24 protein-coding genes are annotated in these 26,092 nt (G+C 50.9%); 14 read left to right on the plus strand and 10 right to left on the minus strand.

Going from position 1 to position 26,092, the window contains the following annotated elements; genetic code table 11:
* Window positions 1–22 precede the first annotated feature (22 nt).
* Both ACWFTY_RS12350 and ACWFTY_RS12355 read right to left on the minus strand, forming a co-directional pair.
* Complete coding sequence (locus ACWFTY_RS12350) at window positions 23–253, minus strand: hypothetical protein (RefSeq protein ID WP_422343052.1); 231 nt, start codon at window positions 251–253, stop codon at window positions 23–25.
* Window positions 254–427: 174 nt separating this feature from the next.
* On the minus strand, window positions 428–1,660 hold the full coding sequence (locus ACWFTY_RS12355; protein ID WP_447524517.1) for a class I SAM-dependent methyltransferase: 1,233 nt from the start codon (window positions 1,658–1,660) through the stop codon (window positions 428–430).
* Between the two features lie 199 nt (window positions 1,661–1,859).
* Between ACWFTY_RS12355 and ACWFTY_RS12360 the strand changes: the two genes are divergently transcribed.
* The 14 genes from ACWFTY_RS12360 (at window position 1,860) to ACWFTY_RS12425 (ending at window position 16,476) form a co-directional block, all read left to right on the plus strand.
* Window positions 1,860–2,453: an RNA polymerase sigma factor gene (locus ACWFTY_RS12360; RefSeq protein WP_447524518.1), complete on the plus strand. Its 594-nt coding sequence runs from the start codon at window positions 1,860–1,862 to the stop codon at window positions 2,451–2,453.
* 167 nt (window positions 2,454–2,620) lie between these two features.
* Window positions 2,621–4,969, plus strand: a complete 2,349-nt coding sequence (locus tag ACWFTY_RS12365; protein ID WP_335656551.1) for a heavy metal translocating P-type ATPase — start codon at window positions 2,621–2,623, stop codon at window positions 4,967–4,969.
* A 44-nt stretch (window positions 4,970–5,013) separates the two neighbouring features.
* The gene (locus tag ACWFTY_RS12370) at window positions 5,014–6,171 is read left to right on the plus strand and encodes an NAD(P)/FAD-dependent oxidoreductase (protein WP_335656552.1); all 1,158 of its coding nucleotides are present in this window, start codon (window positions 5,014–5,016) and stop codon (window positions 6,169–6,171) included.
* Between the two features lie 177 nt (window positions 6,172–6,348).
* Window positions 6,349–6,627: a DUF2933 domain-containing protein gene (locus ACWFTY_RS12375; RefSeq protein ID WP_447524519.1), complete on the plus strand. Its 279-nt coding sequence runs from the start codon at window positions 6,349–6,351 to the stop codon at window positions 6,625–6,627.
* A gap of 2 nt (window positions 6,628–6,629) precedes the next feature.
* Entirely contained in the window at window positions 6,630–7,295 is a 666-nt protein-coding gene (locus tag ACWFTY_RS12380; protein ID WP_447524520.1) for a methyltransferase family protein, read from the plus strand.
* Window positions 7,296–7,359: 64 nt separating this feature from the next.
* Window positions 7,360–7,917 (plus strand): ubiquinol-cytochrome c reductase iron-sulfur subunit, encoded by a 558-nt coding sequence (petA, locus tag ACWFTY_RS12385; RefSeq protein WP_422343047.1) that lies wholly within the window; start codon window positions 7,360–7,362, stop codon window positions 7,915–7,917.
* A gap of 131 nt (window positions 7,918–8,048) precedes the next feature.
* On the plus strand, window positions 8,049–9,008 hold the full coding sequence (locus ACWFTY_RS12390) for an efflux RND transporter periplasmic adaptor subunit (RefSeq protein ID WP_447524521.1): 960 nt from the start codon (window positions 8,049–8,051) through the stop codon (window positions 9,006–9,008).
* A complete protein-coding gene (locus ACWFTY_RS12395) occupies window positions 9,005–10,744 on the plus strand; it encodes an ATP-binding cassette domain-containing protein (RefSeq protein WP_422343045.1) in 1,740 nt (579 codons plus the stop codon). Before ACWFTY_RS12390 ends, ACWFTY_RS12395 begins: the two co-directional genes overlap by 4 nt.
* A 38-nt stretch (window positions 10,745–10,782) precedes the next feature.
* Entirely contained in the window at window positions 10,783–11,886 is a 1,104-nt protein-coding gene (locus tag ACWFTY_RS12400) for an ABC transporter permease (RefSeq protein WP_335656692.1), read from the plus strand.
* A 5-nt stretch (window positions 11,887–11,891) separates the two neighbouring features.
* Window positions 11,892–12,995 (plus strand): ABC transporter permease, encoded by a 1,104-nt coding sequence (locus ACWFTY_RS12405; RefSeq protein WP_422343044.1) that lies wholly within the window; start codon window positions 11,892–11,894, stop codon window positions 12,993–12,995.
* A 126-nt stretch (window positions 12,996–13,121) separates the two neighbouring features.
* The gene (locus ACWFTY_RS12410; protein WP_422343043.1) at window positions 13,122–13,886 is read left to right on the plus strand and encodes an AraC family transcriptional regulator; all 765 of its coding nucleotides are present in this window, start codon (window positions 13,122–13,124) and stop codon (window positions 13,884–13,886) included.
* A 95-nt stretch (window positions 13,887–13,981) separates the two neighbouring features.
* Window positions 13,982–14,866: a sterol desaturase family protein gene (locus tag ACWFTY_RS12415; RefSeq protein WP_335656560.1), complete on the plus strand. Its 885-nt coding sequence runs from the start codon at window positions 13,982–13,984 to the stop codon at window positions 14,864–14,866.
* On the plus strand, window positions 14,863–15,537 hold the full coding sequence (locus ACWFTY_RS12420; RefSeq protein WP_335656561.1) for a class I SAM-dependent methyltransferase: 675 nt from the start codon (window positions 14,863–14,865) through the stop codon (window positions 15,535–15,537). The genes ACWFTY_RS12415 and ACWFTY_RS12420 overlap by 4 nt, the downstream gene beginning before the upstream one ends.
* Before the next feature lie 204 nt (window positions 15,538–15,741).
* On the plus strand, window positions 15,742–16,476 hold the full coding sequence (locus ACWFTY_RS12425) for a hypothetical protein (protein ID WP_422343041.1): 735 nt from the start codon (window positions 15,742–15,744) through the stop codon (window positions 16,474–16,476).
* A 101-nt stretch (window positions 16,477–16,577) separates the two neighbouring features.
* On the opposite strand, the gene ACWFTY_RS12430 is transcribed toward ACWFTY_RS12425, so the two are convergent.
* The 8 genes from ACWFTY_RS12430 to ACWFTY_RS12465 form a co-directional block, all read right to left on the minus strand.
* The gene (locus ACWFTY_RS12430; protein WP_335656563.1) at window positions 16,578–17,861 is read right to left on the minus strand and encodes a hypothetical protein; all 1,284 of its coding nucleotides are present in this window, start codon (window positions 17,859–17,861) and stop codon (window positions 16,578–16,580) included.
* Window positions 17,862–18,102: 241 nt separating this feature from the next.
* Complete coding sequence (locus tag ACWFTY_RS12435; protein WP_422343039.1) at window positions 18,103–18,828, minus strand: lysophospholipid acyltransferase family protein; 726 nt, start codon at window positions 18,826–18,828, stop codon at window positions 18,103–18,105.
* A gap of 296 nt (window positions 18,829–19,124) precedes the next feature.
* The gene (locus tag ACWFTY_RS12440; protein ID WP_335656565.1) at window positions 19,125–19,799 is read right to left on the minus strand and encodes a type 1 glutamine amidotransferase domain-containing protein; all 675 of its coding nucleotides are present in this window, start codon (window positions 19,797–19,799) and stop codon (window positions 19,125–19,127) included.
* Window positions 19,796–20,752: a carbamate kinase gene (arcC, locus tag ACWFTY_RS12445; RefSeq protein WP_335656566.1), complete on the minus strand. Its 957-nt coding sequence runs from the start codon at window positions 20,750–20,752 to the stop codon at window positions 19,796–19,798. The genes ACWFTY_RS12440 and arcC overlap by 4 nt, the downstream gene beginning before the upstream one ends.
* 3 nt (window positions 20,753–20,755) lie before the next feature.
* Window positions 20,756–21,757 carry an ornithine carbamoyltransferase gene (argF, locus tag ACWFTY_RS12450; RefSeq protein WP_335656567.1) on the minus strand — a complete coding sequence of 334 codons (1,002 nt, stop codon included), beginning with the start codon at window positions 21,755–21,757 and terminating at the stop codon, window positions 20,756–20,758.
* Window positions 21,758–21,796: 39 nt separating this feature from the next.
* Entirely contained in the window at window positions 21,797–23,026 is a 1,230-nt protein-coding gene (locus ACWFTY_RS12455) for an arginine deiminase (protein ID WP_335656568.1), read from the minus strand.
* Window positions 23,027–23,180: 154 nt separating this feature from the next.
* A complete protein-coding gene (locus tag ACWFTY_RS12460) occupies window positions 23,181–24,623 on the minus strand; it encodes a YfcC family protein (protein ID WP_335656569.1) in 1,443 nt (480 codons plus the stop codon).
* 19 nt (window positions 24,624–24,642) lie between these two features.
* Complete coding sequence (locus tag ACWFTY_RS12465) at window positions 24,643–25,923, minus strand: hypothetical protein (RefSeq protein WP_447524522.1); 1,281 nt, start codon at window positions 25,921–25,923, stop codon at window positions 24,643–24,645.
* Window positions 25,924–26,092 lie beyond the last annotated feature (169 nt).

Raw genomic sequence — 26,092 nt, forward strand, 5'->3', positions numbered from 1 at the left:
GGGTTACTCCGCCCAGTCAGAGTCAGGCAGCTTGATGTTCTCGGTGACGGTTAATCTCATGACGGACTATCGTCGGTTCACGCTGAGCGCAGGATTGTGCACGATCAATCCGTGATAATACTGTGCGCAATTCATCCGCTTCGGCAGTGTCTTGCTGGCCATGCGCTTCCAGCCTGGCAAGCTTCTGCCGGAATATTGGGGCGTACATCGTGATAATCTCTTTGTCTGCATTATCATTTTCGGCATCGTTCATCTGAAATTCTCCAAAATTTCCCTATGTGACTGGATACATGGTGATGGCTCAAACCGCCGGCGTTCCTAAACATCGGGAACGGTTCGATTGGGTTCAATTATAATGACGTGGCAAATGATGATTTGTTACACTTATGTTAAATGTGCCTCCAAGCCTTCCTACCAAACTCCCGGATCATGCAGCACGCCTTGAATATCCGTCCTGCGGTTGCGAATGTACGAGATAGTCGCGTGTAAGCGGGACAGCGTCCTGCTTTTTAGCTAATTGAACCTGAAAAACCACATGGCCATTTTGCCTGAATGCGAGCTCGCTGACGACCAGATAAAAACGCCACATCCGGCAGAATCGTTCATCATAGATTTTTTTAACTTCATCAATTTTTTGTTCGAATCTGTCGCGCCATGCTTTCAGTGTATCGGCATAATGGAGCCGTAAAACTTCGACATCTGTAACATATAGACCTGAGCGTTCAGCAGCGGCCATTACTTCGGAAAGAGCCGGAGAATATCCTCCAGGGAATATATATTTAGCAATCCATGGATTTGTCGCACCAGGACCATCGGCTCGGCCAATAAAATGGAGCAGCGCGATACCATCCTCCGCAAGACTGCCATGTAACTTGGAAAAAAACTCCGAATAGTGGGGTATGCCAACATGCTCGAACATACCGACCGACACTATGCGATCAAAGGTTTCGGTGACTTCTCGATAATCTTGCAAACGAAATTCTGCGCGGGCACTTGTCTGCAATTTTCCTGCCCTCTCAAGGGCAACATTATGTTGCTCACATGACAGCGTAACCCCGGTTACATGCGCCCCGTGCTCTTTGGCCAGGTGAAGGCCCAATCCGCCCCAACCGCACCCTATATCCAACACATGATGACCCGGCTCTAGCATTAGCTTGGCAGCAATATGGTTTTTCTTGTTTTCCTGTGCGGTTTCCAGGCTGTCATCGGGTCCGGTGAAATATGCGCAGGAATATTGCATGTCATCGTCCAGAAAGAGCCGATAAAAATCTTTCGAAAGATCATAATGATGGGCCACATTGTTGCGGGCGATGGTCAATGGATTATGTTGCGCGAAATATCGATGAAATTGCCGATAAAGGGTAACTTTGCGAGAAAACCAGCTTGGGCGTTGCAATGCTTGGTTGTTGATCAACAACTCCAGCAATCCATAAATATCGTCATTTGCTACGGTCAGCGAACCGTCCATATAGGCCTCGCCCAAAATAAGCTCGGGGTTGAGGAATAGCTTTCTGGGCAGACTGCGTGAATGTATTTTGATACTTATTGGATTTTTGCAGTCTGGGCCATATTGCTGTTCCTTTCCGTTTGGAAAGATTACACGCAGGGCACCGGTTTTTATAAAACCGGAAAGAAATTTTGATAGAAGATATGTCCACATTTTCTGTCCTCACTATCTGTCTGTAATCGCAAGTCAGGGCTTTTTGGCCCGTTTTAAATCTCTTGCGTCAATGTGAGGGACGTCAACGAAGCGGGTTTGTTACAGTTTGACAACGACCAGATAATCCGGTCCACTGAGCATTGTGGACAAGACGATATACAGGCGTGAAGCGACCAAGCGCTGCTTGCCGGGAGTGAATATGGCATCTGAAGACAAAGAATCGGGAGAGGATTATTCTGTGCATAAGGTCATGGCTGAGGTGCAATCGGAGTTCCTTCGGTTTTTGGTCTATAAGCTTGGAAATAGAGACGAAGCAGCGGACGTGCTGCAGAATTTTTATGTCAGAGTTCTGGATCGCATTGATGATTTACGAGACAGCGAAAAATTAAGAGGGTGGATGCGCAAAGTACTCCATACAACCTTGATCGACCACTATCGTGCTCAGGGCAAACGACGCGTCATTGAAAAGGAATATGCAAACTTTGAGAAGCTGATGGATAGCGAAGAAGCGGAACATGAATTAGATCGCATGATTTGCATTTGTCTATATCAGCTCCTACCGACCTTGAAATCCGATTATGCCGATATTCTCTGGCGTGTTGATATCGTTGGCGAAGCGCGCGAGAGTGTATCCGCCGCCTTGGACATCAGCGAAAGTAATCTGCGGGTACGCCTGCACCGCGCGCGTCAAGCGCTGCGCGATCGATTGAAAGAAACATGTGAAACCTGTCCTGTGCATGGATTTCTCAATTGCGATTGTTCGCACGCAACCCACGCCGTTCCCTTGGATTGAGCTAAACTATCTTACGACTGTAACGAAGCTCATCCCAGTCCGTCTATCTTTCTGTCGGTTCGAGGATCGCTGTTGGGCGCTATCTGCCCAACCATGGTCTTTCGTGAAAATATGCTGTCATTTGGACATGAACCGCCAAAAAGATGAAAAATCAAAGAGGGATACATATGCGGACCGCTGTAATTGAAGTATCGGGGTTGATTTCACCGTTAAGTTCACAGGGCGTTGAAAAACAGCTTTCCAAGTTAAGGGGAATAGAAAAAGCATCCGTAAACTATGCCAGCGGCAGCGCCACCGTAACTTTCGATGAAAAAGAAATAGGGCTGGTAGAAATCGAAACAAAAATTGCCGAATGCGGCTATCACTGCGGCGGAGAACTGTTGCCAAAGCATCTATGCGAAAAAGAACAACCAAAGACCGGCTCTGCTGATCATACGAAACACAACGGTCATGGTAAAAAAGCCGCTGAGCTGAGCGAAGATGACAAGCAGGCCGCAACCGATCATACCGCTCATGAAATGGGTCATGGCGGCGGTATGGATATGGCCGACATGGTAAAAGACATGCGCAATCGCTTCTGGATTGCGCTGATATTTGCTATTCCCATTTTCATTTATTCGCCAATGGGCGGACTGTTTACACCGCCAGCTCCTCCACTCGGGCTGCGCCTGGATCTTTGGTTATTTTTCCTTGGCAGCGCAGCGATAGTTTATCCGAGCTGGCCGTTCTTTATCGCCGCCTGGCGCGCGCTTCGTAACGGTGTGCTTAATATGGCGGTGCTCGTCGTCTTGTCTGTCGGCACCGGATATTTTTTCAGCGTCGGATCAACATTCTTTTTCCCTGGGGTTCAGTTTTTTGAGGCTGTAGCGGTGCTTTTAGTATTCATTTTGCTGGGACACTGGCTCGAGATGCGCGCACGCGCGGGCGCGTCCAACGCTATTCGCTCGCTTATGGACCTCGCGCCGCCGAAAGCTACTGTATTGCGTGAAGGCAAGGAAATTGAAATATCAACTGCCGAAGTGCTCAAAGATGATGTGGTAGTCATTCGGCCAGGCAATAAAATTCCGGTAGATGGAGAAATTCTGGAGGGCGAAACGCTCGTCGATGAATCAATGTTGACCGGCGAATCCATGCCCGTCAACAAGAAGCCGGGAGACAATGTCTTTGGCGCAACGATCAACAAAAGCGGTAGCTTTCAATATCGCGCGACCAAGGTTGGCGCCGATACCGCGCTGGCGCAAATCGTCAAACTGGTTCAGGAAGCCCAAAATTCAAAGGCCCCATCCCAGCTGCTAGCCGACAAAGCCTCCCAGTGGCTGGTCCTGATCGCTGTTGTTATCGGTCTTGCAACCTTTGCCGTCTGGTTTTGGTGGCTCGGGCAACCTCTTTTGTTCGCTTTGACATTGACCATTACTGTCTTTGTAATCGCCTGCCCTGACGCTCTTGGTCTCGCAACGCCCATGGCCGTTATGGTTGGCACAGGGCTCGGTGCGATGAACGGTATTCTTTTCAAAAATGCCAGTGCCCTCGAGGACGCCACAAAACTCGATATTATCGTCTTTGATAAAACCGGAACATTGACAATGGGTGCTCCCGAAGTGGTCGAGGTTGTTACATCTTCTGAAGTGTCCATCGATGAGGTGCTTGCGATGGCGGCAACCGTCGAGCAAGGTTCTGATCATCCCTTGGCACAGGCCATAACAAAGCGCGCTGGTGATCTGCCAAAGCAAAAATTGGCAGCGTTTGAAAATATCGAAGGTAAAGGCGCGCGCGCCGAGCTTGATGGCGAAGAAGTACTCCTTGGCAATAGAAGGCTTATGGATGAACGTGAAGTTTCGATGAGCGAACTCAAAGCCGAAGCGGCGCGACTGCAAGGAGCGGGCCAGACCGTTGTTCACATTGCCAAAGGCGGCAAGCTTACTGGCCTCATTGCAATTTCCGACGCGCCGCGTCCAACGGCCGCTGCTATGGTCAAAATGCTACGCAAACGCGGCGTGGAGGTCGCCATGCTAACCGGCGATAACCAGGCGACGGCCGAACGTATTGCTTCCGGCCTTGGCATTACGACCGTTCTGGCTGATGTTTTGCCGGGACAAAAGGCCGAAAAGGTTAAAGAACTGCAGGATCAGGGCAAAAGAGTAGGTATGGTCGGTGACGGCGTCAATGACGCTCCTGCCCTTACCCAGGCCGACGTCGGATTCGCCATTGGAGCTGGTACAGACGTCGCAATCGAAAGCGCCGATGTGGTACTCATGAAAAGTGACCCTTATGATGTTCTGGGTGCGATCGAATTATCGCGCGCAACATTGCGAAAAATGCATCAGAATCTATTCTGGGCCGTTGCCTATAATGTGATCGCTTTTCCGATGGCCGCCGGCGTTCTTTATCCTTTCATCATAAGTCCCGAGGTTGCAGCGCTCGCCATGTCAGGCAGTTCGGCCTTGGTTGCCATCAATGCACTATTACTGAAACGGATCCGTCTGGAAGGTATCCATGCAGCACCGGTGCACGCATAGGTCGATGGATCCCAAGCTAGGCTCCAAAGGAGAAACTCAATAGCATGGCTGGGGATCTTCCATCGAATGGCTTGATATCCCGAAGCGAGCCGATTGCTATTGTCGGTGCCGGCCCGGCAGGTCTGGCTTGTGCCATTCTGCTCGCGCGGGCCGGGCGCAAAGTGATAGTGCGTGAATGGCATAAGACGGTCGGCAGCAGGTTTCACGGCGATTACCAAGGTCTTGAAAACTGGAGCGGCAAGCGCGATGTGCTGGACGAACTAAACGAAGCAGGGATCCAAACAAGTTTCAGCGCCCACCCCGTCTTTCAAGGGACAGCTTATGATTATCGCGGTAAAGATTACCCGATAATCGGTGATCGTCCGCTATACTATCTCGTACAGCGCGGAGGTCAGAAGGACAGCCTTGAGCAAGGATTGCTCGATCAGGCTGTTTCAGTCGGCGTCGACATTCGTTTTGGTGAGCGCGCAACAAGTATCGAAGGGCCCGCTGTCTCCGCAATCGGACCCCGCTCAGCCGATGCAATTGCAGCAGGCTATATATTCGAAACCGATCAGGCCGACAGCAATCATATTGTTTTTGATAACAAGCTTGCCCCGCATGGCTATGCCTATTTGCTGGTCCACAATGGCCGGGGTACGCTAGCAAGCTGCATGTTCAGCGGCTTTAAAAATCAAGCGGTGCACGTGGCGCGCTCTGTAAAGTTTTTCGAAGAAAAAACCGGACTGAAAATGAACTCTCCGCGCGCGTTCGGTGGATTTGGAAATTTCCGTATCCCCAACACGGCAATGCAAGGCGGCCATCCGCTGATTGGCGAACAAGCTGGCTTTCAGGATATGCTTGCAGGCTTTGGAATGCGGTATGCCTTGCGCTCGGGCATTTTGGCGGCCCAGAGCTTGATTGATGGCACTGATTACACCCGTTTGTGGCGCGCGCAGCTCCTGCCACTATTGAAAATCGGCATTAGCAACCGTTTCCTGTACAATGCCGCGGGTGACCGCGGGGCACGATTGGCGCTGCGGAACATTAGCCATTCAAATGCATCTGCAAGGTTGCATCGTCTGTATCAACCCTCTCTTCTTACGAAAATCATATTCCCGCTTGCACGGCGGCAATTTCGCCGCCCACTTCATGATCCAAGCTGTGATCATATTGCATGCCAATGTGTCTGGTGTGAGCATGGAGTAGGTCACGCCGACTAGATATTCTGACGGACGAGCACAAATATCAAGCGCCACGGCTGTCCAAAGTTGGCGAATTTGAGTTGTCGACTGTAACGCAACGCGTTTTCTAACGTCTATTCCCATGAGCAATCTATGAGCGTCGGATTTTTTAGGAATGCCGCGCCCGTGCGATTATGAAAACGGAGGTATCATATCATGCAACACCAACACAAGTCATCCGCGTCACAGCCATCCAACTCCCGCGCCAAATTTGTATTTTATGGGTTTTTGGCAATAGCGGCCTTTGCTCTATATTTTGAGCATCAAGCCCATATCCCAGGCGACTATCTGCTGCTTGGCGGCCTGCTGCTTGTTTGCGTTGTCATGCATAGTTTCATGCATGGTGGGCATGGCGGGCATGGCGGGCATGGCGGGCATGGTGCCAAGCGCGGCGATCCTGATCAAGGATCTATCCCTGACAAGGTGGGGGAATGATAATGGATATGTCTGCCTACGGGCTATGGTTTCTGGTCGTCTTCAACTCGGCCATCTTCATCATCTTTGCGTTTAGTTTTTTCAAACCTCGGACAAAGCGAGATTGGCGCTCTTTTGGGGCCTTTAGCGCATTCATTGTCGCTCTTTTTACAGAAATGTACGGCTTTCCATTGACCATTTACTTCCTCGCAGGCTGGTTGCAATCCAACTATCCCAATATCGACTGGTTTGCGCATGATAGCGGTCATTTGCTGGAAATGATTTTTGGATGGGAGGCTAATCCTCATTTTGGGCCTTTCCATCTGCTAAGTTTCATCTTCATCGGCGGCGGATTCTATTTGCTCTCCGTAGCTTGGCGCGTTCTTTACAAAGCGCAGCATAGCGGCGAACTGGCACAAACAGGCCCCTACGCGCGGATAAGACATCCACAATATGTCGGTTTTGTGATGATCATGATTGGATTTCTATTCCAGTGGCCAACCCTGCTGACGCTGGCAATGTTTCCCATATTGCTGATCATGTACTGGCGGCTCGCACTTAAAGAAGAACGCGAAGTCGAAGCGCAACTGGGAGATGTTTATCGCAGCTATGCAGCTAAGGTCCCTCGCTTTATTCCGCGATGGGGCAGTAAATCGGCGACAGTTCCCATCGGTCAGGATGGATCATGAACCGAGTTGGCAAAGTCGCAATAGCGGCACATCGTAATGCTGGGAATAGTCCGAAGAGGCCGTGATGGAGACCATCGCCGGAAAAGAGATCGATTTAGATTCCGCCGGTATCAGGCGGAGAGACTTCATCCATATCGCGCCAGTTTCTTTTGCAGCAGTGGGGGTTGCCGCATCGGCCATACCTCTTGTTGACAGTATGAACCCGTCGGCAGACATATTGGCGGTTTCCTCGATTGAAGTTGATCTTTCGTCAATCGAACCTGGGCAGCGAGTAACGGTCAGCTGGCGTAATCAGCCAGTATTTATCGTCCGGCGCAGGGCAATCGATATTGCCCGAACGCAAGCAGATGACGCCAATCCAGGCTTGATCGATCCCTTGAGCGATAGCGCGCGGGTTCAGAAATCCGAGTGGCTGATTATGATAGGTGTTTGCACCCATCTCGGCTGTATCCCTCTTGGTCAAAAAGAGGGGGACGCTCGGGGGAAATATGGAGGTTGGTTTTGTCCTTGCCACGGGTCGCTCTACGATCTGTCCGGGCGCGTTCGCCGCGGCCCTGCGCCGCGAAATCTCGATATTCCGCCTTATGTTTTCTTAAGCGATACGAAAATCCGCATCGGATAAAAAACCTTGCGGCCTGACTTCGACGCGAACCAAATATATGTTCAAAATTTGGCGCAGATCAAATTCTCACTGGAGTTAAACACGGTAGACCAATGATAACGAGAAACCGCATATATGCGCTAATAGCTCTTTTGATCCTAATCGCGGTTGGGACTTATGCTTACTATATACTCCGAGACGATCACCAGACTGATGGGCATATTGTTCTATATGGCAATGTCGATGTCCGCCAAGTTAACCTGGCATTCAAAGTTCCCGGCAGGCTTCGTGCAGTCAATGTCGAAGAAGGCGACACTGTTAAGGCCGGAAAGCTGATAGCCATTCTTGAACCGCAAGATTACGAGGACGACGTGAGTTTGTCGCAAGCCAGAGTCCGCGGTCAGGCGGCACAATTGGCAGCACTGCAAACGGGAACCCGTCCTCAAGAAATTGATCAAGCCGCTGCCATTCTAGCCGAAGCAAATGCCTCCCTCTCGCTTGCCGAAAACACCCTGAAACGTCAGCAGTTTTTGGCGGACCGTGATTTTGTCTCCCCGCAAGGCCTTGAAACAGCCCAGACCGAAAGAGCCCGCGCCGCTGCCACAAAAGAGGTTGCGGAAAAGGCATATAAATTGGCGCGCATAGGGCCCCGCTCCGAAGACATTGAACGAGCCCAGGCTGCGCTTAACGCGGAAAAGGCGGCGCTCAACCTATCTGAACGACGGCTAAAAGATGCCAATCTCATTGCGCCTTCAGGCGGACGCATATTGACAAGGGTCAGAGAACCCGGTTCGATAATCGGAGCCGGCGAAACAATAGTTTCGGTATCTTTGGTTTCGCCGGTCTGGGTGCGCGCTTTCTTGGCGGAGCCAGACCTGGACCGCGTCAAACCTGGAATGAAAGCAGAAGTCCAAACGGATTCCGGCGGAATTTATACTGGAAAAGTCGGATTTATTTCCCCAGTTGCTGAATTCACGCCCAAAACGGTGGAAACGCCAGAACTGCGCACGAGTTTGGTATACCGTGTCAGAATCATTGTTGAAGATCCCGGCTCACGTCTCAAACAGGGCATGCCCGTCACGGTCATTCTAAAACCTGCGGCCAGACAGTGAAGCATGACACAGCACTCGTTACGATAAGCGATCTCTCCAAGCAATTTGAGAACGCTAATATTCCCGCGATTTCGGATCTTACGAGTCAAATTAAACCGGGAAGAGTGACGGGTCTGGTTGGACCAGATGGTGCCGGGAAAACAACTCTCCTGCGCCTCATTTCTGGTCTTTTGCGGCCGAGTGAAGGCAAACTGGAAGTTTGCGGCTTTGATCCTTTAAAGGAGCCCAATGCGGTTCACGAGGTTGTTGCCTATATGCCCCAGCGCTTTGGCCTCTATGACGATCTTACTGTCTTTGAAAATCTCAATTTGTACGCTGATTTGAGGTCAGTAACCGGGCCGCAGCGCGCTGCCACTTTTGAGCGACTGTTGGAGTTTACTGGTCTGAGGCCGTTCACAAAGCGCCTGGCAGGCGCATTATCTGGGGGAATGAAACAGAAACTTGGGATCGCATGTGCTTTGATCAAAACGCCTCGCCTGCTTTTGCTCGACGAGCCAAGTGTTGGTGTCGATCCTTTGTCACGGCGGGAATTGTGGCAAATGGTCTACGAATTGGTCGATCAGGGAATTGGTGTGATCTGGAGTACAGCCTATCTGGACGAGGCGGAACGCTGCACTTCAGTCATGCTGCTCAATGAAGGAAAACTTATATATGATGGTCCGCCGGACGCACTTACGGACCGAGTTCAAGGACGAGCCTTTCTCTTAAGCAACATAGGAGGAGACAGAAGGTTAGTACTAGCCCGCGCTCTGGAAAACAGAGCTGTTTTGGACGGCGTCATTCAGGGGCGAAATATTCGTATCGTAACTGCAAAGGGAGCGATAACGCCTTTGCCATCGGATTTATCAGCAGGCGAAGCCGCTTTTATGGCTTCCACACCGCCTCGCTTTGAAGATGCTTTCATGGACCTCATGGGCGGCGGCCAAAAACAGCCCTCGCCCTTTTTGAAATTACAATCGACTAATGTGCACCAAAACGAAATTGCCGTTGAAGCAATGGGACTAACCCGCCGTTTCGGTGATTTTACGGCCACAGACAACATAAGTTTCGAAGTGAAACGCGGGGAAATATATGGTTTGATAGGACCCAATGGAGCTGGCAAATCGACCACCTTCAAGATGCTATGCGGTCTCTTACGTCCCTCGGAAGGTCTTGCACGTGTTGCCGGTATGGACTTGCAGAAGGCACCGAGCAAAGCCCGCGCACGCCTGGGTTATATGGCGCAGAAATTTTCCTTATATGGTGATCTGAGTGTGAGCCAAAATATGGACTTTTTCGCTGGAATCTATGGGTTGACTGGGAAGAAGCGCCGTGAGGCGATCGATAGGCTCGTCTCGACTTTTGGCCTGGATTCCTATTTGGAAACAAACGCAATCATGTTGCCATTGGGTTATAAGCAGCGACTTGCTTTGGCATGTGCCGTCTTACACGAACCTGACGTGTTGTTTCTGGATGAACCGACGTCCGGCGTTGATCCCCTGACGCGCCGGGAATTCTGGTCACACATTAATGCGATGGTCGCAAATGGCGTTACCGTCGTTGTAACCACACATTTTTTGGAAGAAGCAGAATATTGCGACCGCATGGCGCTAATTTATCGCGGACGAATGATCGCTGCTGGCGCTCCCGATGAGCTGAAAGCCAGTGCACGTTCAGAAGATATTCCAGAGCCGACACTAGAAGATGCTTTCATCGCGCTGGTGGAAAAAGACGACCGCCAGAGAGAACAGACTTGAGCCGACGTTTTTTCCCTCTGCCAGTCTCCATGACACGGATGGTCGGGCTAACCCGGAAGGAAACTCTTCAAGTTTTGCGGGATCCCAGCACGATAATGATTGCAGTCATATTACCTCTCCTGCTGTTGTTTCTATTTGGATATGGCGTAACATTTGACCCCCGATCATTTAATGTTGGCTTAGTGATCGAACAACCAACGGCTGAAACAGGAAGTTTTAAGGCGTCTCTAGAAAATTCACGATTTTTCCAAGTGGAAACCAGCCGTGATCGGCGCTTCTTCGAACAAGATCTCGTCGCCGGTCGTCTCAATGGAATCATTATACTAAGAGAAGATTTTGCGCGGGTTGTTTATCGTGCCGATACAGCGCCGATACAGGTCATTGTCGATGGTAGTGATCCCAACACCGCCTATCTTGTTAATAATTATGTACAACTCCTCTGGGCGAACTGGCTTGAGCAGGTGTCTATCAGCAGCGGTCAGTCGCGCGGGCCTCCTCTCGCCAGTCTTGAACCGCAAATATGGTATAATTCTGAAGTCTCCAGCAAAAATTATCTAGTCCCGGGGTCGGTGGCAATCACGCTGACGATGATAGGGGCATTGTTGACAGCGCTGGTAGTTGCGCGCGAATGGGAACGGGGGACCATGGAAGCATTATTGGCCACGCCCATTGGCATTACTGAACTCATCATCGGAAAAATTATTCCCTATTTTCTACTCGGACTGGGTTCGATGGTCCTGTCGGTGATAACTGCAATTTTGGTTTTCGACGTTCCTTTCCGGGGGTCATTCTTGCTGTTGCTTCTTACGTCATCCGTATTCATGCTTTGCTCGCTAGGGCAAGGGCTTTTGATTTCGACTATAACCCGCAATCAGCTGGTAGCGGCACAAGTGTCGATATTGAGCGCGTTTCTTCCAGCTTTCTATTTTTCAAACTTTGTATTCGAAATTGACAGCATGCCCTGGGCCCTGCGCATGATCAGTTATGCCGTACCGGCGCGTTATTTCGTTTCAAGCCTGCAAACTTTGTTTCTGTCAGGCGATGTCTGGTCCGTCATTGGGCCTGATCTCATTGGTCTGGGGCTTTTTGCCGTGCTAATCTTTGCCATAACGGCACGCGTCACACGAACGACGTTGGATTAGAGCAGATGTGGCACCGTATTTTGGCTCTAATCATCAAAGAATTGTGGACCAACGCGCGCGATCCCAAAACCCGCTGGGTGGTTCTGTTCTCCCCTCCCTTTTTGTTGCTCATATATGCTTTTGCCATAACGCAAGATGTCAGCAACGTGCCGATTGCTATATATAATCAGGATACTGGCGTTGAATCACGAGAACTCATTGGCAGGCTGGAAGGTTCTAACACCTTCAGCAAGATTGAATATCTACAAAGCTCAGCGGAAATCATCTCCACGATAGAATCCAAAAGTGCGGCGATGGCTATTCAGTTTGGTCCAGACTTCTCGCGTAAACTGGGGGCGGGCGAAGAGGCAAATATCCAAATTATTCTGGATGGTAGGCGTTCGAACACGGCACAGATCTTGATCGGTTATGTTTCACAGATATTGGAAAACTATAATAGAGAACGGTTGGCCGATCGCGGGTTTGTATCTCCGACCAGGATCGTCTCTCGCATCTGGTTCAACCCAAATCTAAAACCAATTTGGTCCGCAGTTCCCTCCCTTTTCGCCGTAATGACCGCCATTGTCGGATTTATGATCTCAGCTCTCACTATTGCGCGAGAACGCGAAATGGGTACTTTTGAACAATTGCTGGTATCTCCTCTCAAGCCGCTAGAAATACTCATTGGCAAAACTGCGCCAGCATTGCTCATCGCTATTACAAGCGCAACTGCCATGTTAGTCCTTGGGACGCTCGTTCTTGACGTTCCGGTAAGAGGTTCGCTGGTGCTGCTTTATCTATCGATGATCATCTATCTGGCCTCCATCATCGGTATCGGCCTGTTTATCTCTTCTCTCGCCGCCACGCAGCAACAGGCTATCGTCGGCTTGTTTGTTTATATGGTGCCTGCTGTTCTAATTTCTGGCTATGCAACACCAGTGGAAAATATGCCGGATTTTCTCCAATGGATCGCAGAAACCAATCCCATCCGTCATTTCATCGTTATTTGCAAAGCTGTGTTTCTCAAGGATGCGCCGCTGCCAGTTATTTTTGATCATAGCTGGCCCATGGCGCTGATCGCCATCACTACGCTTAGTTCAGGCGCATGGCTGTTCAGACGACGGATATAGATTATATCCGACTTGGCTTTGACGAAAGGGTGCTATTCAGGTGATACGCGAAATAAGAAAATTTGTTCATACGGGATGGCTCATTCAATGGCACGACGACGTTGCAGCCCGTGAGTGGATTCCACCGTGGCGAATATTTGCGAAATCGATAGCAATGGACGTACGGTGAACCGTGTGGCTGCATCTTGGTCTGGCGCGATGACGCTTGGGGTTGGATGGGCCTGGCTTGATGCCCGGATCGGTGACAATCGTCCGCACCGGCACATTGCCCATCAAATCAGCGTTGCGATTGACGACGAAATGGAGATCCAAGGGAGCATGGTGTCTCACCTAGCATGCGGTGAGGCCATGTTGATCCCTGCCAGTATGTGGCACAGCATAGGACCTGTTGGAACTGCCGTCCGAACGATTTATTTCGACCCGCTGTTGGAAGGAATTTTCGACCTTGATGCTGGGCGCGAATTCAGGCGACTGCTGAACGATGAATCGCGGGAATTAGTGGCAATCAAAAACTCCGAGGAGGCTAAACTGTGGGCTATGAAATATAGCCGCCGAAATGAAGCTGGTCCGATCGACGGGAGATTGGCGAACGCACTTCTGGGCAATGAAGCGATCACCTCGCCGCGCATGCTAGCAAAAGCCTTGGGGCTTTCTGCATCGCGCTTGCGAGAAATAGTTGTCCACGATTTTGGCGTCCCGCCTACAAAGCTCGTTCAATGGCTTCAGCTGCAGCGTGCTATCGATGCACTGAGCACATCAAATAATCTGGCCGATGCTGCGGCCGCAGGCAATTTTGCCGATCAAGCGCATTTCACACGCCGCCTTGTAGAATGGTTCGGCGTTACACCGTCCGCAGGCCTTAGTTCGTTGGACATAACGATAGTTCGCTGAAGGACAATCATTCGCGGAATACGTCCGTTGAAACGTTCAAGACTTTGCATCTCACTGATGCCAGAAAAAGGCTCCAACTTGATGGAGTTCTGCCCATGTTCCTGTTCAAAATATTCTATGCTCCCACATATTTTCTTAGTTTCCTAGGGGGTGCCATCTGGGTCATTACGTCGAATCACTCTCCGCTGTGGCTAATTGTCCTGTTACTCTTAGCGATTGCAACATCTCTCGTGGCTGAAAGGATTGCGCCGTTTGAACCTGTTTGGAATCGCGCTCATGACGATGGCGCGCGGGACATCGCCCATGCGGTCGTGAATGAGGTTTCGATCATCGTTCTGGTGCTCATACTGCCGTTATTTGCGAGTCTTGTCCCATGGCCTTCGCTGTGGCCCTCAGCCTTACCGTTCTGGGCGCAGTTGATGTTGGCGGTTTTCTTGTTGGATGCAGGTATCTCGCTCGCGCATTTTGCGAGCCATCGTCTTGCTTTTCTTTGGCGCTTTCACGCTGTCCATCATTCGGTTCAACGGCTTTACGGTTTCAATGGTCTATTGAAACACCCAGTACACCAGCTGATTGAGATTTCGGCGGGAGCGCTTCCGTGGCTGCTGCTTGGTATTCCCGGAGACATTGCAATAGTTGGCGCATTCGCCGTGGCAATCCAGCTTCACTTGCAGCATTCGAATGTTGACATGCGCGTAGGTCCGCTCAGGTTTCTCTGGGCTGTGTCACCCGTGCATCGGCATCACCATCTTGCCTCCGAAAAGCATGGCGATGTCAATTTTGGATTGTTCCTGACGATTTGGGACATCGTGCTCGGCACCGCGCGCTTTCGGAGCAGCAACGAAATTCGGGCAGGTGCGGTCGGGATAGACGGCCGCGCGGATTATCCGACAGACTATCTGGCGCAACTTGCCGAACCGTTTCGCACTCTGCCGCCCGCACCGACCCGCGTGAAGGTAGATGGGGGAGAGCCCAAATGACCAACCAGCAAAAAAGTCCGGATCAGAACTATACGCCAGCTGCAGGCCATCATCTGCTTACACCGCTTTATGATCTAGGCGTTGCACTAACCACACGTGAAACGCTCTGGCGCAACAAGCTTATCGAATTCCTTTCCCCTCAAAATAACGATATTGTCCTCGATATTGGAGCAGGAACAGGCAGTCTCGCCATACTTCTTGCGCAACACAATCCCATTACAAGCTATTTCGGTATCGACCCCGATAAAGCAGCTATCGACATAGCGCAAACCAAGGCTGTGCGCGAAAACATCCATCCGACCTTCAAAGTTGCACATTTCTCAAGAGCCGAGGTTTCAGACTGGCCGATCCCAACAAAGGCCACCTTGTGTCTTGTCCTCCACCAGGTTCCGTTGGGCGAAAAAAAGCGCCTGCTTCGGGAGATACGTTCCGTGCTCGGTGCTGGCGGACTGCTTTTCATCGCCGATTATGGTGAACAGCGTTCATGGTTCATGCGCAAGCTTTTCAGGATGACTATCCAGAAGCTTGATGGCGTGTTGGACACCCAACCCAATGCGGATGGTGCGCTCATCCCTCTGATGACCGAGGCCGGATTTGCGAATGTCGAAGAACTGGCATGCTTCAACTCAGTCACTGGCTCTATCTCGATCTTGCGGGGGACCGCATCCTAACGGGCTATGCCATGAACCACAAACCCAACCGCTATTCAAGAATATCGCTATCATGGGCGCATCGCTTTAATTTTATGACAAAGGGCCGGGCCAATTTGCAATTGACCGTTAGGGCAAATAACAAAGTGCCTTTATGGATGGAAAGAGAGCGCAAAAACGAAATTTGCAAAACTATACAAGATTATCACAGTCGGCATTTTGGGTATGTCAGCGCCAGCCCTTGCCGAACCGACGGAAGTGGTGGTGCGGGTTATAAGTCAGGACGCCAAATTTGTCGGTGATCAGATGGGCGGAGCCCGGATTGTGTTGCGCGATGCAGAAAGCGGGAACGTACTGGCCGATTGGATAACGGCCGGCGGCACGGGGAATACCAGACAAATTATGGAATCGACGGGGCGAAGCCCGATGCGCGCCACGCCAGACGCCGCAGCGTTCTCCACGCAGCTTGATCTGTCGCAACCCACGCGCGTAACGGCGGAAGTCTTTGGTCCCTTGGCTCAGATGCAAGCCAGCAGTCGGGTCACGTCACAACGCTGGATTGTTCCCGGACAGCCCGTTACCAGCGGAGATGGTTGGGTAGTCGAGTTACCCGGTTTGGCCGTCAACATTATCGCACCACAACCTAATACGCACAGCGCTAAGGGTAGCCGAACAATCGAGGTTATGAGTTCAACCATGCTCATGTGCGGCTGTCCGATTACCAGCGGTGGCCTTTGGGATGCTAAAGACTATAAAGTTGAAGTCACGGCCTATCAAGTCGGCCGCAAAATCGCCAGCGGCAAGCTTGATTTCATTGAAGCACCGGGCCGTTATGGAGGCGATTTTACCTTGCCTACAAGCGGCGTCTATGAGCTGATCGTATCAGCACGAAACACGCGGACCGGAAATGCAGGGGTTGACCGAACCAGCGTCATTATCCCGGAAATCAACAACGATTAGGTTATATTCAACCACCGGGTATATCGTAATTGTCAATTGTACATCACGTATGCTGCAAATATCTGCCGGGAGGTTGAAATTCCTATGTTATAATATGGTCGTTAGTTTGGTGTCTCCAGTACAGGCGCGAACCCGCCGCCCGGCGTCCGCATATTGGTCGTTTGCCCTTGGTACAAGCGCGCCGCAATCAACAACACGTTTCCCTCATAAGTATAAAGCCGCACATCGATCTTCATCTCCAGCATTTTGCCATCGCGCTCGACACGGCGGAAACTCGGCGGGGCATAGGTCTGAGCGATATAGTTTCCAGCGATGATTTGGGACCAAACCTTGCGGGTCAGCTTGGCTCCACGATAGGCGGCCTTACTGCCATAGCCGCGCGCCGGCTTGAAGAACAAATTGCGGCGATCGGCCCAAAGTGCGTCCGCATTATCACCAGTGACGAGCACAGTTTTTGGAACGGCAGACTTGAGAATCTTAGCCTCCCCTGCCACCAATCCCGCTTGAGCAAGTAACGGGGCATCGGAAAGCAGCGCAAGATTGCGTTTGTCGGCAAACATAGCATGCACATGCGGGTTAGGTGTGACGACAACCTTTCCGTGCAAATAAGCGTTCCTGAGCGCTCTATGGTCCGGTTCGTCGAGCGTAAAATCGACCAGTCGATTATAGACAAGATCGATATGAACCCCGTCAACTGATAGTCCGTCATCAGAACCCACTAGCGTTTTCGGGTCGGCAATGATTGCTGAAAAACCGTGCTTTTCTAGCACCGCCTTTGCCAGCAACAATTCTGGATAGAGATGCTGCGTTTCGGGCTCATCATCGACGATGGCAATTACCGCCGGACGCCCGCTGCGTCTCTGGTGCTTCCACTCACTCTCAAACATGGCGACGATCTCGAGATCAAAATCCTGCTTTGGCCGGGATGGATCGATACCCAAACCCGCCTCGAAGCAACAGACCCGTTGGGCCTTGGCGAGAATAGCGTTGAGAAACGCACCACCCGCATTCGTATTGACTTCAATCAGAACGGGCCCGGCTTCGGTGAGATGAAAGTCATAGCCCATCAGCGCGCCAGCGGGCCCAAAGTCTGCGGCAGAGATATCCGGCGCCCATTCGAGTGCTGCAGCACGAAACGGCGGCAGCGCGACAGCCGCTTCAACAGCCTCGACGACCGCCTTCATTGCCGCCATTGTTTCGAGTGACATGAAGACCGGCGAGTTCGCAAAAAGATAGGGGTGCGAGGCCGCCAAGCTAACGCCGAAACCTTCCGAGCCGGCGTTTTCATCTAGTATTTTTACCAACATTTCTTGGTCAAGCGTAATGCATGAACAGGCCGCATTTGCATGCTGAGCACCATTGCGTATCTCCGACCCTGTTTTCATTCCATTCCTTCGTTTGATGGTGAATTTGGTGGCCCATAGACTATGACATTTTCCATGACGAGTGGCCAGGCTCCTGCACAAATATGCTGTACTGGCCGTCCAGAGTACCACAGGAACTCATTGCAAAAGGTTCGCTAGACGGAGGCCTTAAGGCTATTAGTATCGGAACTACACAATATTACAGCATAGCTTTTTCTAGATGGAAATTTGGGTTTTGCTGGTTATTTAACTGTCTCGTTTCTTATTTGATGTCAAAATGATAGTCGATGATGGCCTTCTCTGACTCCATCAAAGCGGTGGTCGTTTTCATGAAATCTCGCGAGTTTAGTTTGGGATCGACGGGTGCCGCAAAGGCTACAGTGATGACGCCCGGCCGCAACGGGCCACCGCCAATCCCCCAGAACGAGCCAGAATTTACAACCATGGGGATAGAAGGCACGTCAAGCATCTTGTAAAGCAGCTCGACGCCGCGTTTAAACTCGATGGGCGCACCGACGCGCTTGCGTGTCCCTTCAGGAAAGATGAGCACGGAGCGCCCCGCGGCTACAGCTGCCCGGCTTTGATCCACCATCTGGCGTAGAGCATTGGCGGCGGCGTCACGATTGATCAGTATCATCGGTGAACGCCGCAAATACCAGCCCATAACAGGGATACGCAGGAGCTCGCGCTTGGCAACAATTGCGACATCTGGAAATAAAACCAACGCGGCTAGGGTTTCCCACATCGATTGATGGTTTGAAATGATCAGGCTAGGCCCTGATGGACCGCTCTTTCCGTTCCATAATACGTATTTTAGTCCCACAATACCAGAAAGCATAATAAGTATACCGCGCGCCCAGAACCTTGAAAGCATCCGGATGATTTTGGGAGGTGAGCCGCTCAGCCAGAGGAAGGGAATAGCTAATCCAAACAGGGCGGTCCATAGCGCCCATGCTATATAAAATATGATAGAACGCACGGTACCCATATAAAACCTTTGGCATTAACCGAGGTTACAACCCTCATGCCCTAAAGACGCCGCAGCGAAACTTTCGTTACACCGGGAGAGCCAACGGGAATGGAAAACTTTTATGCCCGACATTGGCAGATAATTTTCCGGAGCTGTAGTCACCGTGGACACAAACACATTTGCTGTGAAAAATTGTCTCGTTTGTATAATCGGTTGCAAGTTCCAGACGGAAAGCCAGATCGATTTCCAGTACATTTTTGCATTTTGAAACAATCGAAATATTAGCTGCAGTGAACTTTGCAAGCTTGTCTATCTTACAGCAGCGACAACAACTTATGGGCCGCGTCTGCGGAAGAGGCCGGATTCTGGCCGGTCACGAGTTTCTCATCGATCACTACAAATGACTCCCAATCGTCGCCTTTCTCATAGCGGCCACCATTTGAAGCAAGCATATCCTCGACGAGGAACGGTACGATATCAGTCAAGCCAACAGCCGCCTCTTCTGTGTTGCTAAAACCAGTAACACGTTTGCCCATAACCAGCGGTGTACCATCCACGCTTTTGGTGTGCTTGAATATAGCGGACGCATGGCAGACGGCACCGATGGGCAGGCCGCTGGCGGCGAAACTCTCGATCAGGCGTTTGCTGTCGGCGTCTTGTACCAAATCCCACAACGGGCCATGTCCGCCCGGATAAAAAATGGCGTCAAAACCCGTATCGCTGACCTGAGCCAAGATCTCGGTCTCAGCCAGTGCTTTTTGCGCATCCTTGTCGGCTTTAAATCGCTTGGTCGCCGCGGTTTGTGCATCTTCTTCATCACTTACTGGATCAATCGGCGGCTGTCCGCCCTTAGGCGAGGCCAGGATAATATCCGCGCCGGCATCCTTAAAAACATAATAGAGGGCGGCAAACTCCTCAAGCCAAAAGCCAGTTTTTCTGCCCGTTTCGCCCAGCGTATCATGTGAGGTCAGAACTATGAGTATCTTCATGAGTATTTCCCTTTTTTGTCTGTGTCACCCCATTCAAGTGCAGGGCCATCGGCAGCAATAGTTGTCCCTGCATATCCTCCAACAATTGCCGCTAAATTACTGAGAGCGCCTATGGCCGCCTTTCGTCCGGTCGCGCTCACAAACATCTGAGCTGCATCGACTTTCGGTCCCATTGAGCCAGCAGGGAAATCGTAAGCCCCAATTCCATCGACCGTCGCACGACGGATTTCGCGTTGTGTCGGCCCGCCCCAATCTGAATAGGCGGCCTCGACATCGGTTGCCATTATATAGAGATCAGCATTGAGCTTCCTTGCCAGAAGTTCGCTCGCATAATCTTTATCAATTACGGCCTCAACGCCTTCAAGCTTGCCCTCGGTATTTTGCACAGCAGGAATCCCTCCCCCACCGGCACATATCACAATAGCACCTTTTTCAATCAACCAGCTAATAGGTTCAATCTCGAGGATTCTGACAGGCCGGGGGGACGCCACAACTCGCCGCCACCCGTTCCCGTCCTTCTTTACCCGCCAACCTTTCTCAGCAGCAAGCTGGTCCGCTTCGCTCTTTGCATATACAGGGCCAACAAATTTTGTTGGTTCTGCAAATGCTGGATCATCCGCATTAACCTGAATCATCGTCAAAACGGTGGCAAATTGCTTGCCGTTGGGCATAAGATTGGCCAGCTCCTGCTCAATCATATAGCCAATCATTCCCTCTGTTTCCGCGCCAAGCACGTCCAATGGAAAAACTTCATCAGGCTTGTAAGCCGAGCCTTGCAACGCGAGAAGGCCCACTTGAGGCCCATTACCATGAGTTATAACTAGCTCATGTTCAGCGGCGATCGGGGCAAGCGCATTGGCGGCAATCCTGACATTTTCACGTTGATTTTCTGCTGTAAGGGCCTGTCCTCGCCGGAGCAGTGCATTCCCGCCTAGGGCAACTACTATGCGCATGACCTATGCTCCGATCGTCGAGACAAGGATTGCCTTGATGGTATGAAGCCGGTTTTCAGCCTGATCAAATTGGATGCCTGCAGGTGACTCAAAAACTTCGTCTGTAACCTCCATTTCAGTGATCCCGAATTTTTTGAATATGTCTTTGCCGATTTCGGTCTCATCATTATGAAAAGCGGGCAAGCAATGCATGAACTTGGCGGCGGGATTGCCGGTGGCGTCCATCAAAGCTTTATTGACCTGATAGGGCATGAGCAGCTTGATGCGCTCGGCCCAGACATCCTCTGCCTCTCCCATTGAGACCCAGACGTCAGTACTGACAAAATCACAACCCGCAACGGCCGCAACCGGATCCTCCGTAATAGTCAGCCGGGCGCCCGATTTTTCGGCAAACTCTCGTGCCGGTTTGACATATTCGTCGGTCGGCCAATTCGCTTTCGGTGCGCCAATCCGCACATCCATGCCCATCATGCATCCTGCAATCATGAGCGAATGCCCAACATTACTGCGCCCGTCTCCGACAAACGCATAGGAAATTTGATTCAACGGCTTACCTCCATGCTCTAGCATCGTCATGAGGTCGGCAAGCATCTGGGTTGGATGAAACTCATCAGTCAATCCGTTATACACTGGTACACCGGCAAATTTGGCAAGCACTTCTACTGTATCTTGACCAAAGCCGCGATATTCTATCGCATCATACATGCGGCCCAGCACACGGGCGGTGTCCTTCATTGTTTCCTTATGGCCGATGTGAGAACCTGATGGCCCGAGATAGGTATATCCGGCGCCCTGATCCATCAAAGCAACTTCAAATGCGCACATTGTCCTTGTCGAACTCTTTTCGAAAATTAGGCATACATTCTTACCCTTGAGATGTTGATGCTCAGTCCCCGCATATTTCGCACGCTTCAGATCGCGTGCCAAATCCAGCAAATACTGGACTGCTTTTTCGTCAAAATCGAGCAACTTCAGGAAGCTGCGACCTGCTAAATTATATGGCATTTATAGTGTCCTCAAAATGGAGTTAAGTGATCAACCTGTTCAAAATTCTACTGGGTCGCGCCAAACCGGACAGGTCATGCAATGTCCGCCGCCGCGGCCGCGGCCAAGTTCAGAACCTTTCACCGTGATAACTTCGACGCCTGCTTTGCGAAGCAAAGTATTGGTCGAAGTGTTTCGGTCGTAAGCGATGACGACCCCTGGCTCGATTGCCACTACATTGTTACCGTCGTCCCATTGTTCTCGCTCTTGCTGATAGGCATCGCCTCCAGTTTGCACGATATTTAGCTTTTTAATGCCAAGGGCTTCGGCGGCGATTTCGAAGAGATGCTTATCTTCTGTCCTGAAATCGATTTCATTCGGCTTGTCGCCAGGCCTCAAACTGTAGCATTGAATCTGATCGCAGACTTCAACAAAGGCAGTCGCGACGTCTCTGTCGCAATGGGTAAAAACAGTGTCCAAATGCATTGAACTGCGCGATCGCGGCATCTGGCAGGCAACAACGCGTGTAGCGACATCATTTTGAAATAAGGAACGCGCAACTTGCCCGACTGCTTGTGGGGATGTCCTCTCGCCCATTCCAATAAGAACCGTTCCGTCACCCCAAGGCATGACATCACCTCCCTCAAGAGTTGCCGGACCGTGGTCGGTGTCAGGGTCTCCCCACCATATTTTAAAGTCTCCCTCTGAAAAAGCTGGATGAAAACGATAAACCGCTGCGACCAAAAGGGTTTCGGGTCGGCGGGCTGGCCAATACATTGGATTCAGAGTCAATCCCTTTCCTATCCAGCAGCTATTGTCGCGCGGAAATTGCGTATTTGGCAAGGGCGGTATTATGAATCCGTCAACGCCCAAATAGCTTCCGAACATACCGTGCACTGCAAAAGGAACATCATGAACAGCGATGCCTCCAATTAGAAACTGGGCCAGCTGATCAGCGGCAAGCTCGTTCAACCAAGCCCGAAGCTCGCCAATCAGACCTATTCCCACCTGATCCTCTGTAATGCGACGATCAAGGACCCACGCGCGCGCCTCAACCTTCTTCAATATATCCCGTAAAAGCTCGCTGAATTCGTAGACTTCGACGCCTCTATCAGTCATTTTCATTCTGAAATCGGCGTGATCGGTTCGCGCTTTTTGAACCCACAATACATCATCATACAGCAGCCTTTCAGCATTTTCCGGGGTTAGCCGCGAATGCGCTAAACCTGGTTGGCAGGTTATCACCTTACGAAGCTTACCAATCTCTGAGTGAACACCAAATCCGGTCATGACTAATTTCCTTTTTTCGTTTTTTGAAAATGCAAAAATTCAATCCTAAAACTATTCGTTTGAGAATCAGAAAGTACCGCGAAACTCGTAAAGCCGTTCTCAAAGTCTTCAGAAAACCAACTGACGGCATCTGTTTGTCCAGAATGGACCAACATCAAGCGGCTATCACGGAAATGCTGAGCCCTGCCATGATGAGTACAGTTAGCAGAACCAAAAGCGGCCACATAAAACGAAGCCACCGGTTGTAGGGGACCCCGCCAATGGCCAGCGCGCCCATAACAACTGCAAAGGTTGGATTGATAAGATTTACAAGGCCATTGGCCGATTGATACGCTGTCACCACTAATGAGCGATCAACTTGGGCAAAGTCTGCCAGAGGAGCCATAATGGGCATTGTAAGCACCGCGAGACCTGAGGATGACGGAACAAAAAAGGATAAAACCAATTCTATCCCAAACGACACATTCACAAAGCCCACGGGGGAAAGGCCGCTGAGAAGGTCCGCGCCAGCGAATAATATCGTGTCAGTTATCTTTCCGGCGTCCATGATCACAACAATGCCCCGGGCGATGCCGATGATAAGCGCCACACCTAATAAATCGCGGGCGCCGCTGACGAACGATCCGGTGAATTTTTCTTCACCCATCCAGGTGACCAAAGCCACAACAATGGCAGCGAACAGAAACAGGGCAGACATTTTGTCCATCCACCAACCTTGGGAGGATACACCCCAGATCATCACAGCGAATGTTAATATGAAGATGCCCAAAACAGCGAATTGAGACCACGACAGATTGTCGCTGTCGGTTTCCGTCACTTCGTCTGTTGAAGGCGTATCAACTGGCGAAGCCAAGTCTGCCAGAATCGATTTTGACGGATCCTTTTTGACACGGGCAGCATAGCGCATGACATAGGCCACACACGCTGTCCAACCTAGGACAAGCAATATGGCTCGCAAGGCCAAGCCATCTGTGAACGGAATACCAGCGGCATTGGATGCAATCACGGTGGCAAATGGGTTGATGGTTGAGCCCAGAACGCCAATGCCGGCACCCAACAATATCACCGCAACCGCAACGACCTTGTCATAGCCCGCAGCAATCAGCACCGGGATAAGCAGCGCATAAAATGCGAGCGTCTCTTCAGCCATCCCAATCGTCGTGCCCCCTACAGCAAACAGCGCCATCAATATGGGGATCATCAAAATTTCATGCCCCTTTAGTCGCTGCATGGCTCGTGCAATGCCTTTCTCAATTGCCCCTGTGCTGTTCACGACGCCTAGAAATCCACCGATTATTAGCACGAATAGGGCGACATCAATCGCACGGGCTTTCCCGGTATCAGAATCGTAAAAGCCTCCAATTGGGGCTAGAAAAACATCAACGACGCCTTGGGGGTTGGCCTCAACAGGCTTGTAGGAACCGGGAACCGGAACCTCCTGTCCCAGTTCAACGCTTTCAATTCGGTCATACTGGCCCGCTGGAACGACCCAACTTGCAGCTGCGGCAAGGGCAATCAGGGCGAAGAGGATCGTATATGCGGTTGGGAATTTGAAAGATCTGGTTTTTGTCGGAGCTCTATCGGTCTTGTCGGTCATGTTGAAGCCGCCTATTTTTTTAAAATGAAACACTCGCATAGAGCATGAAATGAGCCCATGTTTTGCTGCCGCCAGTAAATTGCTTGGCCCCGTCTTGTGGCACCAGCACCGCAGCAGCAGCCGACAGGAACAATCGTTCTGAGGCTTGCCAATCGAGCCAAAGGTCAAATTCGTTACCAAAAGCGCTGTCTGTGACACCTAGTTTTTCAGGTTCGTCCAGTGTGAAATTCAGCCATGATCCAGTCAGCGAAACCTTGTCACTTAACGCCGCAGAGCCCTTTATCATGTGAGTTTTCTGATTTGAGTTTCCGAATATCCAATTCCCGGCAATTTCACCCTGATACCATTGGCCATAATCGGTGAAGCCATATGCCAGCGGAATAAATTCTTCGTTCTGAGGGGTGTTGGGGTCATCGCCGCTAACAACCGCATAGCGATATGTAATTGTCGGCGTGAACGGCAGACTATCGACCGTATAATCAGTCTGTAGATACCAACCCTGGCCGCGGTAAAAAGCGGCGCCGCGCTGCTTCGCATATTCACCGGACAGCTTGAGTTGATCGTTGACATTGACAGAACCGCGAACGTCATAAGTCTTCAGGTTTTCAGCTGTGTTTGCTAAAAGAGGGTCATCAAAGTGAGCCACCTGGATGTATGTCGCGCCAATCGAGAAACGGTCCGGGATGCTATATTCAGCATTAACCCCTCCGACATGGGCCTTAATTCCGCCACGGCCAGGATTGTTGCCGAGATAAAAACCCTCTACCTGCAGGTTATCATATTTCACCCGCACCAATGCACTGTTTCTGGAAGCACTCCGCGCGCCGAGATAAAAACCGCCTCGATCGCCGCCGTCGCGCCCCCCATCCTTGACCAGAAATCCGGTACCAATCTGATAGTCAAAATCGCCGCCGATCACCTCGATAAAGTCATCGACGCCCAATTCAGTTTTCCATCCAACATAGAGCTTCTCCAATGTTGTCTTACCCGGATCGTTGAGGCCTGCGGCGAAACCGTCCGCACTTTCCCCATAGGTTTTTGTGCTGACCACGGAAGCCGCAGCAGACAGCTCTCCTCCAAAAATATCTTTCACTTTGAAGTATATTTGCGGTTCGATCGCAAATTCCGCCCAGTTTTTGCTATCAACACCAATATTGGCTTCGGGCTCGCCAAACCAGGAATTGCTCTGAACAAACAACACCGAAGAGGCATCAATGGCAACATCAACCGATAATTCTTCGGAGTCATAGACGTTCACTTGCGCAGCGGCAGATGCAGAATTGATAACCAAACCTGCCAACAGGAATGGTAAACTGCAAATGAAGGCCGTCTTGGATGAGCCTCGCGAATGGCTTTTTGGACCTGAGCGTCGGCTAGAGCGTAGTGGAACGACGACATGATGGGCTAATGGATACATATTGAGCCATTTCCTTATAGACTGCGGACATGCAGCTGCGAAGCAGCGGCTG

Source organism: Parasphingorhabdus sp. NYA22 (assembly GCF_976973735.1).